The sequence below is a fragment of the Streptomyces sp. XY431 genome (genome assembly GCF_001279805.1).
GTDB classification, from domain to species: Bacteria; Actinomycetota; Actinomycetes; order Streptomycetales; family Streptomycetaceae; genus Kitasatospora; species Kitasatospora purpeofusca.
Genome location: NZ_LGDO01000115.1, coordinates 1 through 12,874 on the forward strand (window position 1 = coordinate 1; position 12,874 = coordinate 12,874).

Consider the following 12,874-nt stretch of genomic DNA (forward strand, 5'->3'; position numbering starts at 1 on the left):
CCCACCACCACACCGTCGGGCGGACCGACCACGGCACCGCAGCCGACCGGGGGCACCGGCGGCTCCGGCACCGGCGGGGGGACCCCCCCCCCCACCCCCCCCCCCACCCCCCCCCCCCCCCCCCCCCCCCCCACCCGCCGATCCACCGACCGCCGCCCCCGCCGCCCGCTCCCCACACCCCCGCCGAGCGCGTCCGGTCCGAGTGTGTCCGGTCCGAGTGCGTCCGGGTCCGCGCCGGTACCGTGCGCCCCGCCGGCCGCCTGCTGCGCCGTCTCCACCACCGAGCGCCGCTCGCTCGGCGGGACGGTCATCCGCACCCACCGCCACCACCCCCGCTGCCCGGTCTGGGCCGCCCGCTGAAAACCCCGTGCCCGCCCTCGCCGCCCGGTGGTAGAACAGGCCGGACGCCGAGGGGGAACACATGTCGGAAGCCGACGAGCCGATACACGAGCACCTGGTGGACGAGGCGGCACTGCGCCCGGGCGGGCGGGTGCTCGACCTCGGCTGCGGCACCGGCCCCACCCTGGCCGTCTTCTCCCGCCGCCACCCCGACGCCCGGCTGCTCGGCCTCGACCACTCGGCCGACAGCGTCGCCACCGCCCGGCGCCTGCTGGCCGACCACCCCGGTGGCATCGGCATCGAGACGTCGGACCTGGCCCGGCCGCTCCCGCTGCCCGACCACGACCTCGACGCCGCGGTCTCCTACAACGTGCTCGAATGCCTGCCGGACCCGGCCGCGCTGCTCGCCGAGACCGCCCGGGTGCTGCGGCCCGGCGGCCGGGCCGTGCTGGCACACGTCGACTTCGACTCACTGGTGATCGCCGGCGCGGACCGCGACCTCGACCGGCGGATCTGCCACGCCTTCACCGACGACCAGCAGTCCTGGATGGACCACGTGGACGGGCGGATCGGCCGCAAGCTCCCGGGCCTGGTCCGGAACTCCCCGCTGCGGCTCGGACGGGTCCACCCGGTCGTCACCAGCTCCACCGAGCTGACCGGCCACGCCGCCCGCCGGATCGAGGGCATCCGCCACGCCCTGACCACCGCCGCCGAGGAGGGCCGCGGCTCCCTCGCCCCGGCGGAGATCGAGTCCTGGCACACCGCCGTCCACCTCGCCGCCACCCAGGGCCGCTTCTTCCTCGCCGAGACCGCCATCACCGTCACCGCCCACGCCACCTGACCGGCGCCCACCCCGCCCCCCGCGCCCCGCCTGCGCCTGCCGTCCGGGCCGGGTGTGCGGGGCTGCTCGCGCGCCACGGCGGGGAAAACAAAAAAGACCCCAGACGAATCTGGGGTCTTCCGTGGTGTCCGAGGGGGGACTTGAACCCCCACGCCCGATAAAGGGCACTAGCACCTCAAGCTAGCGCGTCTGCCATTCCGCCACCCGGACCGGGTGTTGTCTCAGCGGCTTCCTTCTGTTCGTCGGCCGCGCTGACAGATGTAACTGTAGCAGTGATCCGCTGCCGGTCCCAAAACGGGCCTGGGCGGGGGAGTGGGGGTTGCGGCGGTGTGTCGGCGTGTTTCCTGGGGGTGGATCCGGGTCGGGGGCTGGGAGAGGATGGGTGGACGTGCTCGTGCGACCCGGGTGCAGGTCCTGGGGCGGCGCTGGGGTGCCGGTGCGGGCCAGAGACGAGGAGTGACCGTGAGCGAGCGGAGCGAGTCGAAGGTGACGGGGGAGTCCGAGGTCGCCGACATCTGCCGCGATCTGATCCGGATCGACACCAGTAACTACGGTGACGGTTCCGGTCCGGGCGAGCGGAAGGCGGCCGAGTACGCGGCCGAGCAGCTCGCGGAGTTCGGCCTCGAACCGCAGATCATCGAGTCCGCCAAGGGGCGGGCCTCCACCGTCGTCCGGATCGAGGGCGAGGACCGGTCCCGGCCGGGCCTGCTGATCCACGGGCACACCGACGTCGTGCCGGCCAACGCCGCGGACTGGACGTACGACCCGTTCTCCGGCGAGATCGCGGACGGCTGCGTCTGGGGGCGCGGCGCGGTCGACATGAAGGACATGGACGCGATGACCCTGGCGGTGGTGCGCGACCGGCTGCGCACCGGCCGCAAGCCCCCGCGGGACCTGGTGCTGGCCTTCGTCGCCGACGAGGAGGCGGGCGGCACCTACGGCGCGCGGTACCTGGTGGACAAGCACCCGGGGCTCTTCGAGGGCGTGACCGAGGCGATCGGCGAGGTCGGCGGCTTCTCCTTCACCGTCAACGACCGGAACCGGCTCTACCTGATCGAGACGGCCGAGAAGGGCATGCACTGGATGCGGCTCACGGTCGAGGGCCGGGCCGGGCACGGGTCGATGGAGAACAACGACAACGCCATCACCGAGCTGTGCGAGGCGGTGGCCCGCCTCGGGCGGCACGAGTTCCCGCTGCGCATCACCAAGACCGTCCGGGCCTTCCTGGACGAGCTGTCGGACGCGCTCGGCGTCGAGCTCGACCCGGAGAACATGGACGAGACGCTCCGGGTGCTCGGCGGCATCGCCAAGATGATCGGCACCACGCTGCGCAACACCGCCCAGCCGACCATGCTCGGCGCCGGGTACAAGGTGAACGTGATCCCCGGCCAGGCCACCGCGCACGTGGACGGCCGCTTCCTGCCCGGCTACGAGGAGGAGTTCCTGGCCGAGCTGGACAGCGTGCTCGGCCCGCGGGTGAAGCGGGAGAGCCTGCACTCGGACAAGGCGATCGAGACGAGCTTCGACGGGGCCCTGGTCGAGGCGATGCAGACCGCGCTGCGTGCCGAGGACCCGATCGCCCGGGCGGTGCCGTACTGCCTGTCCGGCGGGACGGACGCCAAGTCCTTCCAGGACCTCGGGATCCGCTGCTTCGGGTTCGCCCCGCTCCAGCTGCCGCCGGAGCTGGACTTCGCCGGGATGTTCCACGGGGTGGACGAGCGGGTGCCGGTGGACGGCCTGAAGTTCGGCGTGCGGGTGCTGGACCGGTTCCTCGACGCCTGCTGAGCGGGACGGGAGCCGCACGGTGGTGCACCGTGCGGCTCCCGTGTTTCCGGACGGCGGGGCGGACGGATTCCGGCCCGGCAGTTCGATGACCTGTTCGTCGTATCACCGGTCCGGGTGAATGCGACGTCTGTTCCGTACCCCGTTTGCCGCAATCTCGTTGCTTCCTGTGATGGCCCGGAGCCGATATCCGGGTGTTCATACAGGAGGAATGATGAAGGTCAAGAAGATCGCCGCCGTGACCGCCGCCGCCGGTGGCCTGGTGCTCGCCGCCACGGGTGTCGCCTCCGCCCACGGTGGGGCCGGTGCCGAGGGTGTGGCCGCCGGTTCCCCGGGTGTGGTGGCCGGCAACCAGATCCAGATTCCGGTGCACATCCCGGTCAACGTGTGCGGCAACACCATCAGTGTGATCGGCGTGCTGAACCCGGCGTTCGGCAACCACTGCGCGAACGTCTGATCCTCGATCGGTCGTTGAGTCGGGCCCCCGGGCGGCGGACGCGCCGCGCCGGGGGCGCCTGCGTTTCCGGGGCCGCCCCCGGGATGGCCCATGACATCCCTCGAAAGAGTGAATGGGGGCTGCACGGCTCAACCTCCTTGCGGGTTGCTTCGTTTTCTCCCATGCAGCCGAGGACCTCTCCGCCCAATCGGAAATTCCGACTTTCGGAAGGTCGTCACGTCGTCTCGAAATGTCAGGGGAAAATATGAGGAACGCAGCCAAGAAGGGGCTCCTCACGGCCGTGGCCACCGGCAGTGTGCTGGCCTCGACAGCCGGCTACGCCAGCGCGACCGCCGGGGCGGAGGGTGCGGCAGTGGGTTCGCCGGGTGTCGCCTCCGGGAACTCGGTGCAGGTGCCGGTGGAGGTGCCGATCAACGCCTGCGGCAACACCGTGGATGTGATCGGCGTGCTGAACCCGGCGTACGGCAACAACTGCGCCAACGCCTCCGGGCGTCATGGCGGTGCGCACACGGGCGGCGGCAAGTCGGCCTCGGGCGCGAGCGCCTCGGGTGCGGCCACCGGGTCACCCGGTGTCGCGGCCGGGAACAGCGTTCAGGCCCCGGTGCACATCCCCGTCAACGCCTGCGGCAACTCGGTCGACGTGGTCGGCGCCGCCAACCCGGCCTTCGGCAACGACTGCGCCAACACGGCCGCGCCCGCGCACACCGCTCCGCCCGCCACGCCCGACGAGGACTGCCCGGAGGAGCACGGCTCGCACAACCCGCCGCCGCCCGCCACCGGCCACCCCTCCACCCCGCCGGTCACCCAGACCCCGGGCAGCGGCGAGACCACGCCGGGCACGCCCAGGAACGGCGGCCCGTCGGAGGCCACGCCGTCCGGCGGCGGGACGACGGGTGGCTCCGCGAGCGGAGCGGCCACCCCGGGCACCGGTTCCGGCGTCCAGCAGGGCGGGTCGGCGGGCCAGGCCCGCCCGGCGTCCGCGCGTACCGGAAGCCCGTCCGCGGCCCCGACCGCCGCCACGGCGGGCAGCCAGCTCGCCTCCACCGGCGCCGGTGACACCGAACTGCTCGGCGCGGCCGGTCTGGCCCTGCTGATCGGCGGCGGCGTCCTCTACCGCCGCGCCCGCGCCGGCGCTCGCTGAGCACTTCCGGCGCCGGACTCCCCGGCACACCGGCCCCGGGCCCCACGGCCCGGGGCCGGTGCCGTGCCCCGGCCCCCGTACGGCCCGGTACGGCCGCCGTCACCAGCTCTGCACGGTCACCGGCTCCGTACGGTCATCGGCCCTGGACCGTCACCAGCTCCGAACCTGCCGGATGATCCGCCGGCGCAGCAGCACCGTCCGGCTGCCGTCCGGGAGCAGGCGGAGCCTGTCGAGCTCCCAGTGCCCGTACTCGGCATGATCGGTGAGGAGTTGGCGTGCCGCGTTGCGGGACGTCCCGCGCGGCATGCGCAGCGACTGGTACTCGTACTCCGGCTGCCGGACCAGCTTCGGTGGGGTCAAAACGCTCCTCCTGTGGGACGCCTCCGAGCAAGCCTAAGGCCTGCCTCCGACAGCGGGCCCGGGTATTTTCGGCCGCCCCGGCCCGCACCTGGCTGACTGGACATCAGTTCCGTTGCTCCTGTGGTCGGCATACCCCGGGCGCGCCGGGTGAAGCGACTCCGGGGCGGGCCCGCGCGTGCGCCCGGCGTGCGCCGTCGAGGGCTTCCCGGTGGGGGACAGATGCATGCGGAACGGACATCAGGGGGGAAGTTGCGGTGAAATCGCGGGTGTAGGTGACAACCGCTGTGCGTACCGGCACCGGGGGGAGATAGCGTCTGCACCATGTCTGATGCCGCGCAGCCCACCATTGCCGAGGTACGCGCCGCCGCCGAGGCGGTCAAGGCCGCCATCGACCGTCATCTGGAAGCGGTGTCAAGCCCCAGCGCAGCGGATGATTCCGCTGTGTCCACCGCCTACGAGCAGCTCGCGACGGCGGCCATCGCGTACGACCAACTCCTGTACGAGGTCTACGACGAGGTCACACCCTTCGAGGTCCCCGGGGACGAGGGGCCGGGCGGGTTCCACGGACCCGAACAGCCCGAGGCGATCAGCGTGCTGATCCGCCGTGACTACCACATCGTCGACCCGAAGCGGCTGCGTGCCCAGGCCGAGCGGCTGGACGACTCGCTGACCCCGGAGGGGGCCGCGGGCGACGGGGTGAACGCCGCGATCGGCGTGCTGTTCGGCGAGTTCGAGCCGGACGAGATCGCCGCCCGCAGCGAGGAGTTCGGGCTGGAGGAGGGCGACTCCACGCTCTGGGTGGCGGCTGCCGAGCCGAGCGAGCCGGGGGAGTGGCTGCCGGAGCCGTTCGAGCACGCGGACCCGCAGCTGCTGATCTGCCGCTTCGACGTCAGCGAGGTCTACGACGACGAGGACCTCGACGACTGACCCGCTCCCGTGTCCGCCCCGCGCGCCCGGCGCGCGGGGCGGGGCCCGCTCAGCCGGCGGCGGCGCCGAGCTGGGCGAGGAGGGTGGTGTTGTCCTCGATGTGCCAGTCCTCGGTGATCCGCCGCGCGCCGGCGTGCTGGATGTCGATCGCGGTGAACTCCACGGCCTGCCCACGGCCGGCCCGCCCCTCGAACTCCCCGGTGAAGTGCCCTCGGAACACCAGCCGGGCGGTGAGCTTGTCCCCCGTGACCAGGAGGTCGGCCAGCTCGCAGCGGAGGTCGGGCACGGCGGCCCGGAAGGCGCGCGAGGCGACGGCCGGGCCGGTGGGCCCCTGCGGCCGCCCGGCCGGGAGGGTGTTGTCCCGGAAGTCCCGGTCGACGGCGGCGTCCAGGTAGCGCTGCTCCCCGGTGTTCCAGAAGGTGTAGAGCTGCTGGGCCAGCCGGATCTCCTGCGCGGCCCGGCGGGCCCCCAGCGAGCCGTCCACGGTGAGCGCCCGGGGCCGGACGAGGTCGGGCGAGCGGTCCACCAGCCGCCAGGCCCGGTCCGCTCCCGGGGCGGAGTCCCGGCCGGCGGAGTCGCCGGCGGTAGCGGTGGCGGCGGTCGCACCGCCGAGGACGGCGGTGGCGGTGAGCAGCCCGGCCAGGGAGCCGGTGAGGGCGGCGGAGACAGGGCGGAACCGCGGCTTCGGACGCATGATTTCGGACGTTCCTCTCGGAGGACGGCCGGCGCGGAGGTGCGCGCCGGGGGATGTCCTCACCCTCCGCCGGTCCGGTGCCATGCGTCCAAGGCTTGCTATCTACCGGAACGATGAATCGTGTTCATGGCGGGAGGGTGCGCGGGAAGGCCGGAGGGCCCCCTCGACGGACGAGGGGGCCCTCCGACCGGTCCGGTGCGCGGACCGGACGCCGTCCGCGGCCGTCAGTACTCCTGCGCGGCGTTCTCGGCGAGGATCGCGCGCAGCCGCGTGGTGCGCGGCGCGGCCGGGCGCTCGGCGACGGCCTGCGGGAGCGCCGGTCCGGCGGCATGGACCACCGAGAGGTGCCGCTCGGCCCGGCCGAACGCGGTGTACACCCACTGCCGGCTGAGCGCCGCCGCGGCGTCGTCCGGCACGACCACCACCGCGCCCGGCCAGTGCCGGCCGACCGCCTGGTGGACGGTCAGCGCCCAGCCGTGCCGCAGCTTCTGGGCCTCGGCGGGCGCGACGGTGCGGCGGGTGCCGTCCGGGTACTCCAGGTGCAGACCGGCGGCGTCGCCGTCGACCACCCGGGCCAGCCGGGTGTGGCCGGGCGCGGGCGAGTCGGCGACCCGGTCGCCCGGGTCGAAGCCGGCGAACCGGCCCGGGCCCGGGTTGAGCCTGGCCTTGGCGGCCGCGTTCAGCGCGCGGGTGCCGGCCCCGCCGCCGTGGCCCGGGGTGAGCAGCACGACCTGCTCGGACGGGATGCCGAGGGCGCGCGGGATGGAGTCGGTGAGCAGCTGGAGGGCGCGGTGGACGGCCTCCCCGGAGTCCTTGGCGGTCAGGATCACCACCTCCTTGTCCGGCGCCTCGACCGGCTGGAGCTCGCCGATGCCGACGCCGGAGACCAGCTCGCCGATCGGGCCGAAGTCCGGGGTGCGGGAGGCGACGGCCGGGCAGACCTTGGCGGTGAGCAGGTCGGCGAAGAACCGGCCGGGACCGGCGGACCACAGCTGGCCCGGGTCGCCGCTGAGCACCAGTCGGGTGCCGTCGGCCAGCGACTCCAGCAGGGTGGCGGCCAGCTCGACGTCCAGCAGCGGGGCGTCCAGCACGACCAGCAGGTCGAGCGCGAGCGTGCCGTCGGGGGAGCGGCCGGGGCCGGCGGCGCCCGCGAGCAGCTCGGCCAGCGTGGCGACGGGCGCGGGGGCCGGGGCGTCGGCGAGCGGGGCGAGCGCGGCGAAGGCGTGCCGGCCGTGGTCGGTCCAGGTGGCGGCCCAGGCGCGCAGCCCGAGGCCGGTGGCCGCGGCCAGCAGGGCGGCCGGCTCGGCACGGGCGGCCTCGCCGCCGGTGTGCAGGACGAGCGCGCTCCCGGCGGCGGCCCGGACCAGGGCGGCCGCGGAGGAGGACGGGGCGGCCTCGGCGGCAGCCTCCCAGGCGGCCGGGCCGGGCGCGGCGGGTGCCTGCGGGGCGTCCTCGGCACCGGCTTCCGGGTCCGCGCCGTCCGTGCCGTCCGCGTCGCCGGTCGATTCGTCGTCCGCTTCCTCGGCGGTCTCGGTCGCGGCTTCCCCGGCGGGTTCCTCCTGGTCCTCGCCGGGCACGAAGGTGGACATCAGTCGGACCAGGCCGTCCGCCAGGCTCTCCTCCGCCAGTGCGAGGCGCTCCAGGGCGAGCAGGGTCCGGGTCGGCGGCTCGTCCTCGTCGTCGCCGCCCGCCGCGTGCGCCTCGGCACCGGTGAGCTCCTCCTGGAACGGCATCGCCCCGCCGTCGAGCACCGCGGCCTGGACGGCGGCGGCGGAGTCCGGCACCCCGAGGCGCTCCAGCCCGGCGGTCACCTCGCCGATCTCCAGGGCGGAGTGGCCGCGAAGCGCCGCCTGCTCCAGCACCCAGCCGACCAGCGCCTGCGCCCGCCGGGGGTCGCCGGGGCCGGCCGCCTGGCCGAGCAGGCCGCGGGCGAAGCCGTCGGCGTGCTCGGGGCGGACACCGGGCAGGGAGAGCACGGCCCACGGGTCCTCGCGGAGCTGCTCGGCCGCGCCGTCGCCGAACACCGACACGGCGGCGGTGGCCAGCTCGGCCGGCGCGCCACCCGCGCCGAGCACCTCGGCGGTCGCCCGGAGCGCCTGCGCCCGCTGCTCGTCGGTCACCACCCGGCCGGCGCCGGTGCCGTCGGCGGGGGTGGCGGGAGCCGCCCCGTCCTCCGGCGTCGAGGCGGCCGAGGACGCCGAGGGCGCGGCGGCGTTCGGGCCGGAGCGGCCCACCGAGCGGACCCGCTCGGCCAGCGCCGCGACGGCGGCCGCCCGGTCCGCGGCGTCGCCGCCGGGACCGGCCGCATCCGGTGCCCCGGCGCCCGCCGACCCACTGTCAGCCGAGTCCGTGCCCGAGCCCGCGTCCCCGTCCGTCGAGCCCGCATCCCCGTCCGTGCCCGCCGTGTCGGCGCCCGCATCCGCGTCCGCGTCCGCCGGGCCCCGCTCCGCCGACGCCTGCGCGGGCACGGCGCCGCCCGTGTCCGGGCTCATCGAGGACTCCTCCGGGGCGCCGTTCTCCGCGTCGGTCATCGTCCGCTCCACAAAAGCTCAACTCCACTGCTGGGTACCGGCCGCCCCGTGCTGCGGGCGGTCGGCTGTTCGGGCCGGTCCGGGCCGCGCGGGGCGGCCGGGTCGGCGGTCGGTCGGTTCGGACAGGCTCGGGCGCGGGGTCGAGCGACCGCTACAGCTCGCTCCACCCCTGGTCGGGGTAGCGGTGGACCGGCGCCGAGATGTCGTCGAGCGCACCGCGGATCTCCTCCGGAAGCGTAAGCGCCTCCACCGACAGCGCCGCCTGCAGCTGCCCCACGGTGCGGGCCCCGACCAGCGCGCTCGCCACTCCGGGGCGGTCCCGGACCCAGGCGAGCGCGACCGCCAGCGGGCTGCTGGCGAGCCCGTCGGCGGCGGTGGCGACGGCGTCCACGATCCTCCGCGGACGCTCCCCGAGGTACGGCTGGACGAACCCCGACAGGTACGGCGAGGCGCCGCGCGAGTCCTGCGGGAGGCCGTGCCGGTACTTGCCGGTCAGCACGCCGCGCCCGAGCGGGGAGGCGGCGAGCAGCCCGACCCCGGCGTCCTGGGCGGCGGGCAGGGCCTCCCGTTCGATGCCGCGCTGGAGCAGCGAGTACTCCAGCTGCGCCCCGGCCAGCGGCACCCGCCCGTGATGGGCGTTCTGCCAGGTGGCGGCCTTGGCCAACTGCCAGCCGCTGAAGTCGCAGGCCCCGACGTAGCGGGCCCGGCCGGAGGAGACGGCGATGTCGAGGGCGCTGAGGGTCTCCTCGACCGGGGTGGCCGGGTCGAAGGCGTGGACCTGCCAGAGGTCGACGTAGTCGGTGCCGAGCCGGCGCAGCGAGGCGTCGAGCGCGGCGAGCAGGTGCCCGCGCGAGGCGTCGAAGCGGCGGGCGGCCGGGACGCTGCCGGCCTTGGTGGCGATGACCAGGTCGGAGCGGGGGACGAGACTGTCGGTGAGCCGGGAGAGCAGGTACTCGGCGTCGCCGTCGGCGTAGACGTCGGCGGTGTCGACGAGGTTTCCGCCGGCGTCGACGAACTCCTTGAGCTGTTCCGCGGCCTCCTGCTCGTCGGTGGCGCGGCCCCAGGTCATGGTGCCGAGGCCGAGCCGGGAGACCTGCAGCCCGGTGCGGCCGAGGTGACGCTTTTCCATCGGACGTGCCTTCCTACTGGCCGTAGGTGCGGTGGCGGCGCGGCGGCACCGGTCGGCACCGCGGCCGCACGGCCGGGACGACGGGGACGAACGCGCAGGTGGGGCAAGGCGCCTCCACGTCGGCTGAGCGTAGCGGCCGGTGCCCGGGCAGGTGTGCAGACCCGCAGGACGACCCCGGCCCCCGCCGCGCGATGCCCCGGCCCCCGCCGCGGGACGCCCCGGCCCCCGGTACGGGCCGCGCCCGGCCCCGCCGCGCGGCCGGAATGTGACCCGGCCCACTCCTACCGGCCAGTAGCATGTCCGCCGGACGCGCCGCTACCCTCACGACACAACCGACTGGAAGGCAGTGCCCATGCGACTCGGCATCAACCTCGGCTACTGGGGACTCGGCATGGACGCCGACAACATCGCCGTCGCCCAGGAGGCCGACCGGCTCGGCTACTCGGTCTGCTGGGCCGCCGAGGCCTACGGCTCGGACGCGGCCACCGTGCTGTCCTTCGTCGCCGCCCGGACCGAGCGGATCGACGTGGGCTCGGCGATCTTCCAGATCCCGGCCCGCACCCCCGCGATGACCGCGATGACCGCAGCCACCCTGGACACCCTCTCCGGCGGCCGCTTCCGGCTCGGTCTCGGCGTCTCCGGCCCCCAGGTCTCCGAGGGCTGGTACGGCGTGAAGTTCGACAAGCCGCTGGCCCGCACCCGCGAGTACGTGGAGATCATCCGCAAGGCGATGTCCCGCGAGCGGCTGGTCCACGAGGGCGACCACTGGACGCTGCCGCTGCCTGGCGGCCCCGGCAAGCCGATCAAGCTCACCGTGCACCCGGTGCGCGAGCACATCCCGCTGTACATCGCCGCGATCGGCCCGAAGAACCTGGAGCAGACCGGCGAGATCGCCGACGGCTGGCTCGGCATCTTCTTCGACCCGGAGCACGCCGCGCTCTCCCTCGACCCGCTGAAGGCCGGCCGGGTCCGGGCCGGTGCCGAGGCCGGCCGGGAGTTCGAGGGCTTCGACGTCTGCCCGACCGTCGCCATCGCGGTCGGCGAGGACATCAAGGCGGGCGTCGACTCGCAGCGCTCGTACACCGCGCTCTACATCGGCGGCATGGGCAGCAAGGAGAAGAACTTCTACAACCAGCTCGCCCGGCGGATGGGCTACGAGCAGGCCGCCGACGAGGTCCAGGAGCGCTACCTGGCCAGGGACTACGCGGGCGCGGCCGCCGCCGTCCCGCACGAGCTCATCGACGCCACCTCGCTGATCGGCGACACCGCCCGGATCGCCGACCGGATGCAGGCGTACGCCGACGCGGGCGTCACCACGCTCACCCTGGCCCCGGCCGGCTTCACCCTGGACGAGCGGATCACCGCGCTGCGCACCGGTGTCGCGGCGCTGGAGCGCGCCAGCCTGGCCTGACCGCCGCGCCCCGGGTGGCACCGTCCGACCGGCGACGGGGCCACCCGGGAACGACAACGGACCGGGCCACCCGGGAACGACGACCGGCGACCGGGCCACCCGGGAACGACCGGCGGCGCGGGCCCGGGGCGTGCTCCGAAAGGCCCGCCCTACAGCCAGTCGTGCCGCTTGAACACCCGGTGCAGCAGCACGCAGACCACCACCATCAGCGAGACCACCGCCGGGTAGCCCCAGGCCTGGTGCAGCTCGGGCATGTGCTCGAAGTTCATCCCGTACACGCCGGCGATCAGCGTCGGCACGGCGGCCAGCGCCGCCCAGGCCGAGATCTTCCGCATGTCGTTGTTCTGCTGCACGCTGACCTGCGCCAGGTTGGCGGCGAGGATGTCCGACAGCAGCCGGTCCATCCCCTCCACCTGGTCGTTGGCCCGGGCCAGGTGGTCGGAGACGTCCCGCAGGTAGGGCTGCGCCTCGGCGCGGACGTACGGGACCCCGCCGCGGTCCAGCCGCATCATCGGCTCGACCAGCGGGCCGGTGGCCCGGCGGACGGTGACCAGCTGGCGCTTGTAGCCGTAGATCCGGCCGGCGATGTCCCGGCCCACCCGGCCGGGGGCGAACACGTCGGCCTCCAGCTCGTCGAGGTCCGCCTGGAGCCCGACCACCACGTCCACGTAGCCGTCCACCACCGCGTCGCAGACGGAGTGCAGCACGGCGCTCGGGCCGTACTTGAGCACCTCCGGCTGCTCCTCCAGCTCGGCCCGCAGGTCGCCGAGCGGGGTGTCGGCACCGTGCCGGACGGTCATCACGAAGTCCTCGCCGACGAAGAGCATCACCTCGCCGCTGGTCACCGCGTGGCCGCCGGGGTGGTAGCCGAGGGTCTTGAGCGCGACGAACAGCGAGTCCTGGTAGACCTCCACCTTGGGCCGCTGGTGGGCGCCGACCGCGTCCTCGACGGCCAGCGGGTGCAGGCCGAACTCCTCGGAGACCTGGTCGAGTTCCTCGGCGGTCGGTTCGAACAGGCCTATCCAGACGAAGCCGCCCCGCCCCGCCTTCCGGGCGGCGGCGAGGGAGCCGGCCGGACCCGCGGGCGTCGCGACCGGGCGGCCGTCCCGGTAGATGGCGCAGTGGACGATCATGCGCGCCATTCTCGCCCCTGGCGCCCTTCCGAAACATCCGCCGCGACGACGGTTCGCCCCGGCACCGGTCTCCACCGCCCCTCCCGTCCCCCGCGCCACCGTCCGCACCCCCTCGGCAGCACCCCGGCC

The 12,874-nt window shown here is 74.8% G+C and carries 12 protein-coding genes and 1 tRNA gene; 7 read left to right on the plus strand and 6 right to left on the minus strand.

Annotation, left to right across the window (positions count from 1 at the left end; all coding sequences use genetic code 11):
• Window positions 1-204: 204 nt before the first annotated feature.
• Window positions 205-360 carry a hypothetical protein gene (locus ADK60_RS44800; RefSeq protein WP_159400442.1) on the plus strand — a complete coding sequence of 52 codons (156 nt, stop codon included), beginning with the start codon at window positions 205-207 and terminating at the stop codon, window positions 358-360.
• Between the two features lie 61 nt (window positions 361-421).
• Window positions 422-1,180 (plus strand): methyltransferase domain-containing protein, encoded by a 759-nt coding sequence (locus tag ADK60_RS14415; protein ID WP_053646214.1) that lies wholly within the window; start codon window positions 422-424, stop codon window positions 1,178-1,180.
• Window positions 1,181-1,302: 122 nt separating this feature from the next.
• On the opposite strand, the gene ADK60_RS14420 is transcribed toward ADK60_RS14415, so the two are convergent.
• A tRNA-Leu gene (locus ADK60_RS14420) sits at window positions 1,303-1,390 on the minus strand.
• Window positions 1,391-1,642: 252 nt separating this feature from the next.
• Here ADK60_RS14420 and ADK60_RS14425 point away from each other — a divergent pair.
• From ADK60_RS14425 to ADK60_RS14435, 3 genes are all read left to right on the plus strand, one after another.
• A complete protein-coding gene (locus ADK60_RS14425; protein ID WP_053646215.1) occupies window positions 1,643-2,965 on the plus strand; it encodes a M20/M25/M40 family metallo-hydrolase in 1,323 nt (440 codons plus the stop codon).
• Window positions 2,966-3,173: 208 nt separating this feature from the next.
• A complete protein-coding gene (locus ADK60_RS14430) occupies window positions 3,174-3,419 on the plus strand; it encodes a chaplin (protein ID WP_045939640.1) in 246 nt (81 codons plus the stop codon).
• A gap of 244 nt (window positions 3,420-3,663) precedes the next feature.
• Window positions 3,664-4,560: a chaplin gene (locus tag ADK60_RS14435; protein WP_063783148.1), complete on the plus strand. Its 897-nt coding sequence runs from the start codon at window positions 3,664-3,666 to the stop codon at window positions 4,558-4,560.
• Window positions 4,561-4,710: 150 nt separating this feature from the next.
• Here the strand turns inward: ADK60_RS14435 and ADK60_RS14440 are convergent, their stop codons facing one another.
• Window positions 4,711-4,905, minus strand: coding sequence for a DUF5703 family protein (locus ADK60_RS14440; protein ID WP_255360265.1), 195 nt, complete (start codon window positions 4,903-4,905; stop codon window positions 4,711-4,713).
• A gap of 336 nt (window positions 4,906-5,241) precedes the next feature.
• Between ADK60_RS14440 and ADK60_RS14445 the strand changes: the two genes are divergently transcribed.
• Window positions 5,242-5,847 (plus strand): hypothetical protein, encoded by a 606-nt coding sequence (locus ADK60_RS14445; protein ID WP_030395881.1) that lies wholly within the window; start codon window positions 5,242-5,244, stop codon window positions 5,845-5,847.
• Between the two features lie 49 nt (window positions 5,848-5,896).
• Here the strand turns inward: ADK60_RS14445 and ADK60_RS14450 are convergent, their stop codons facing one another.
• From ADK60_RS14450 to ADK60_RS14460, 3 genes are all read right to left on the minus strand, one after another.
• Window positions 5,897-6,541 carry an ester cyclase gene (locus tag ADK60_RS14450; RefSeq protein ID WP_079008361.1) on the minus strand — a complete coding sequence of 215 codons (645 nt, stop codon included), beginning with the start codon at window positions 6,539-6,541 and terminating at the stop codon, window positions 5,897-5,899.
• Between the two features lie 224 nt (window positions 6,542-6,765).
• A complete protein-coding gene (locus tag ADK60_RS14455; RefSeq protein ID WP_053646219.1) occupies window positions 6,766-9,072 on the minus strand; it encodes an ATP-binding domain-containing protein in 2,307 nt (768 codons plus the stop codon).
• Window positions 9,073-9,223: 151 nt separating this feature from the next.
• Window positions 9,224-10,201: an aldo/keto reductase gene (locus ADK60_RS14460; protein ID WP_045939645.1), complete on the minus strand. Its 978-nt coding sequence runs from the start codon at window positions 10,199-10,201 to the stop codon at window positions 9,224-9,226.
• Window positions 10,202-10,553: 352 nt separating this feature from the next.
• Between ADK60_RS14460 and ADK60_RS14465 the strand changes: the two genes are divergently transcribed.
• Entirely contained in the window at window positions 10,554-11,612 is a 1,059-nt protein-coding gene (locus tag ADK60_RS14465; protein ID WP_053646221.1) for an LLM class F420-dependent oxidoreductase, read from the plus strand.
• Between the two features lie 149 nt (window positions 11,613-11,761).
• Here the strand turns inward: ADK60_RS14465 and ADK60_RS14470 are convergent, their stop codons facing one another.
• Window positions 11,762-12,754 carry a magnesium and cobalt transport protein CorA gene (locus ADK60_RS14470; RefSeq protein ID WP_053646222.1) on the minus strand — a complete coding sequence of 331 codons (993 nt, stop codon included), beginning with the start codon at window positions 12,752-12,754 and terminating at the stop codon, window positions 11,762-11,764.
• Between the last annotated feature and the right edge of the window lie 120 nt (window positions 12,755-12,874).

Excerpts from the sequence above, each read along its gene's own strand:
- ADK60_RS14415 (WP_053646214.1), top strand. The coding sequence starts at position 422 with ATGTCGGAAGCCGACGAGCCGATACACGAGCACCTGGTGGACGAGGCG.
- ADK60_RS14435 (WP_063783148.1), top strand. The coding sequence starts at position 3,664 with ATGAGGAACGCAGCCAAGAAGGGGCTCCTCACGGCCGTGGCCACCGGC.
- ADK60_RS14450 (WP_079008361.1), bottom strand. The coding sequence starts at position 6,541 with ATGCGTCCGAAGCCGCGGTTCCGCCCTGTCTCCGCCGCCCTCACCGGC.
- ADK60_RS14465 (WP_053646221.1), top strand. The coding sequence starts at position 10,554 with ATGCGACTCGGCATCAACCTCGGCTACTGGGGACTCGGCATGGACGCC.
- ADK60_RS14445 (WP_030395881.1), top strand. The coding sequence starts at position 5,242 with ATGTCTGATGCCGCGCAGCCCACCATTGCCGAGGTACGCGCCGCCGCC.
- ADK60_RS14470 (WP_053646222.1), bottom strand. The coding sequence starts at position 12,754 with ATGGCGCGCATGATCGTCCACTGCGCCATCTACCGGGACGGCCGCCCG.
- ADK60_RS14455 (WP_053646219.1), bottom strand. The coding sequence starts at position 9,072 with ATGACCGACGCGGAGAACGGCGCCCCGGAGGAGTCCTCGATGAGCCCG.
- ADK60_RS14430 (WP_045939640.1), top strand. The coding sequence starts at position 3,174 with ATGATGAAGGTCAAGAAGATCGCCGCCGTGACCGCCGCCGCCGGTGGC.
- ADK60_RS14460 (WP_045939645.1), bottom strand. The coding sequence starts at position 10,201 with ATGGAAAAGCGTCACCTCGGCCGCACCGGGCTGCAGGTCTCCCGGCTC.